Genomic DNA, 3,489 nt, shown 5'->3' on the forward strand with positions numbered 1-3,489 from the left:
CGCGGCTCCTGGAGATTCCCCGAGTCGGTGATGAGCATGGCCGTGACGCGAGCGTGGCCCTCCCTGAGGGCCGCGCTCCAGCCGGTGCGTGCCGCGTGACCGTTGGAGATCGCCGGGGGAAGGTCGACGGGCAGCACCACGGCCGCGTGACCCCGCGCCCGCCAGCGGCCGGGAGAGTCGGGGACGAAGGGCTGGTGCTGGTAGAAGCCCGTGAGGTGGTAGACGTCGGCGTAACGGTCCTGCCCGGATCCGCCTCTGGACCAGGCCACGACCCCGTGGAAGCCGTCACGCGCGGCCAGCCGCCTCATCGCCTCCTGACGCGCCGCGTACTCCTCGGCACCGATTGCCACCACAATCGACCCCTGCCCAGCACCGGCGCGTCCAAGCAGGAAAGCGTCACAGCCCCTTGAGGAAGGCCGCCGCCACCGGCGCCGCGACCTTGCCGCCCGCGCCGCCACCCTCCACGACCACCGCGAACGCCACATCGCCCTTGAACCCCATGAACCAGGCGTGGGTGTTCAGGTCGTCGCCGGTGCCGTACTCGGCCGTGCCGGTCTTGCCGTGCGTCCCGGCGGGCAGCCCCGCCGCCTTGGCCGTGCCCTTGGACACCACGGCCGCCATCATCTCGTGCAGCTTCTCCTTCACCCCGTCCGGCAGCGCGCGCTCCTCGGCCTTCTGCTTCAGCGAGGGCACGAGCGTCGGCGGCCGCCAGGTGCCGTCGGCGATGGCGGCGGCCACCGAGGCCATGGTCAGGGGGCTGGCCGTGATCCTGCCCTGCCCGAACGCCTCCGCGGCCAGCTCGGCGTCGGACTGTGCCTTGGGGAAGCTGGCCTTGGTGGCCGGCACCCCGATGTTCAGCTGTTGGTTGAAGCCGACGTCCTCGGCCGCTTCGAGCAGCTTGTCGGCGCCCAGCTTCTGCTCGGCCAGCGGCGCGAACGTGGTGTTGCACGAATGCGCGAACGAGTCGAGGAACGACAGCGACCCGAACGCCTCCTTGTCGGAATTACGGATCTTCAGCCCGCCGACGGTCGAGTACATCGGGCACGTCACCGAGTCCTGCGGCGACATCCCGGCCGCGAGCAGCCCGATCGCCGTGACCGCCTTGAACGTCGAGCCGGGCGGGTAGCGGCCGTCCAGGGCCCGGTTGAAGCCGCCCTGGTTGTTCACCACGGCCAGGATCTCGGCATCGCCGCTGGCCCTGTTGGCTGTGAAGGAGGTGGTGGTCTGCGCCACCATCGCTCGGAGCTCCAGAGCTGAAGCCCAGCGATGCCATGGCGTGGGCGCAGGTGATCGGAGTCTTGGCGAGGTCGGCGGGTGTGCTCGGGTGGACCGCGATGGCGGGTCCGGCTGTCATGGTCATGGGGCGGCCTCGCTGTCCGTGGATGTGGGCCAGGCGGTGACTGCGGCGCGCAGGTCGGCGGCTACGAAGTGGCCCAAGGTCTCGCAGTCAGCGGAGGCGCACGTGCCAAACGAGCGAGCGGCGTACCGGCCATCGGGTGAGAACGCCGCGGCGGTCAGGCTGACCAGGTGGCCGTCGTCGACCGCATAGGTGCCGATGATGACGTTCTCGTCGCTGGGCATGGCCGCCTGTACCGTGCGTTCGGCGATGGTGGCGTGCCAGGTGCGGGGGTCGTGCAGCACCCGCACGGTGGTGACGACGTCATGCCGGTCGGACAGGCACTCCAGCGCCAGTGCGCCCTGACCAGGCTCGGGAAACAGGTGCTCGATGGCGAAGGTTTCGGCGCTGTCGATCTCAGGGCTGTGACGGCGTAGGTGTGCTCCGGCGCACACGAGGGCGTCCACCTCGCCGCGGTGGAGCAGGGACAGGCAGGAGCCGAGGTCGCCATCCAGGACGTGGAAGCGAAGGTCGGATCGGAGTCTACGCAGCATGGCCGGACGGCGTGCCGAGGTGGTGGCGACCGTGGCGCCGGGGTGCAGGTCGGCCCAGAGTGTGGAGGCGACCAGAACGTCGCGGATGTCGTCACGGGCGGGGGTGGCGGCAAGCGTCAGTCCGCTCTGCGGTGTGGCGGGCAGGTCTGGGACGGCGTGCACGGCGCAATCGATCTCGCCGGCCAGCAGTTGGGCGCGTAGCGCGCTGGCACGGTCGTGGGCGTGGTGACCCGCGCCGACCGCCTGATCATCATCGGGAGCGGACTCGACGGGCACATGCAGGACCTGTCGTCCCGTCAGCAAGCCGATCTCGTCCGCGATGGCGTCAACGGGGAGGCCCGCCAGGCTGCCCAGCCGCAGCGACATAGCGCGCCCTGACGCGGCCGACATCATGACGGCACCTCGCGGGGTGCACCTGTGCGGCTGGTCGGCACGGTCGTCGCCGACCGGGGCGGCGAGGCGATCGGCGGCGCGGTCTCGGCAATCCCGCCCGGCCGCGTTAAGGCTAGAGCATCCTCAGGCGGTGCCAGCTGGTCAGGTTCGGCGCGAGCATCGTGAGAGTGAACGGGGGGCGCGGTGGGAAGGATGCGTGTCTCCCCCACGGCCAGCGGCCACAGGTCCGCCGGTGGTCGTTCTGCTCGCCGCCAGGCATGCATGCTCAGCCGCATCGGCTCCAGCAGCGGCTCGTCCGACAACACGAAGGTTGCCCAGTGCATCAAGGCCATGCGAGATGCCCGCAGGTCGCCGCATGCTCGGACCGCCTCGCCCGGGTTCATGTGCGCGAACGCCTGGATGGCTTGCGGGCTGTAGGAGCCGACCGGCATCAACGCGAGGTCGATGTGGCCGTAGCGGGCGCCGATCTCTTGGAAGTGCAGGGCGTAGGCGCTGTCGCCGGCGTGATAGATGCGCTGCCCGCTCGCCGTAGTGATCATCCAGCAGGCCCATAGCGTGCGCCACAGGCCCAGTGGGGTGCGGCCTGACCAGTGGGCGGCGGGCAGGCAGGTGAAGATCAGATCGTCGAGGCGGACCTCGTCCCACCAGTCCAGCTCGCGCACGTCCTGGAAACCGCGGCGGCGAAAACCTTTTCCGAGTTTAGCGGGGACCAGCACGGTGATGCGCCGATCCAGCCGGGTCACGGTGGGCCAGTCCAGGTGATCGGAGTGCGGGTCGTGGCTGATCAGCAGGACGTTGACGGGTGGCAGCTCAGCGAAGGTCAACCCGGGCGGGGTGAGTCGGGGACGCACCCCGCGGATGTGCCGCGATAGGACCGGGTCGATGAGGACGGATTGGGTGGCCGTGCGCACCAGCCAGGAGGAGTGGCCGATCCACGTCGCCGCCACCTCTCCTGCGAGCACGGGCTGCAGATCGGTCGGGTGAATGGGCAACAGGCCCGCGTCGGAGACTTCGCGGCGGGTCCAGCCCCCGCGCAGGCCAACGCGGATCAGGTCTGTCAACCCCGGCAGCGGGTGGACTCGGCGGGATCGGAGGGTACGCGGCCAGCGCGGGCCGTCGGGCCACTCAGCCATCGCTTGACGCTTGAGCAACGTGGTCTTGCCCGAGCCGTTCGGGCCGAGCAACGCGATCCGCTCAGGACCGCGC

At 70.4% G+C, this 3,489-nt stretch carries 4 protein-coding genes; all 4 read right to left on the bottom strand.

Annotation, left to right across the window (positions count from 1 at the left end; translation table 11 throughout):
• Positions 1–353 (bottom strand): hypothetical protein (locus AB0J09_RS59810; RefSeq protein ID WP_360712545.1); only part of this gene is annotated, 353 nt, incomplete at its 3' end.
• A 43-nt stretch (positions 354–396) separates the two neighbouring features.
• Positions 397–1,236, bottom strand: coding sequence for a penicillin-binding transpeptidase domain-containing protein (locus AB0J09_RS59815; protein WP_360712548.1), 840 nt, complete (start codon positions 1,234–1,236; stop codon positions 397–399).
• A gap of 120 nt (positions 1,237–1,356) precedes the next feature.
• On the bottom strand, positions 1,357–2,283 hold the full coding sequence (locus tag AB0J09_RS59820; protein WP_360712551.1) for a hydroxymethylbilane synthase: 927 nt from the start codon (positions 2,281–2,283) through the stop codon (positions 1,357–1,359).
• A partial coding sequence (locus tag AB0J09_RS59825; RefSeq protein ID WP_360712554.1) for an MBL fold metallo-hydrolase occupies positions 2,280–3,489 on the bottom strand: 1,210 nt, incomplete at its 5' end. The genes AB0J09_RS59825 and AB0J09_RS59820, both read right to left, overlap by 4 nt.

The organism is Nonomuraea sp. NPDC049784 (assembly GCF_040659615.1).
Taxonomy (GTDB): Bacteria; Actinomycetota; Actinomycetes; order Streptosporangiales; family Streptosporangiaceae; genus Nonomuraea.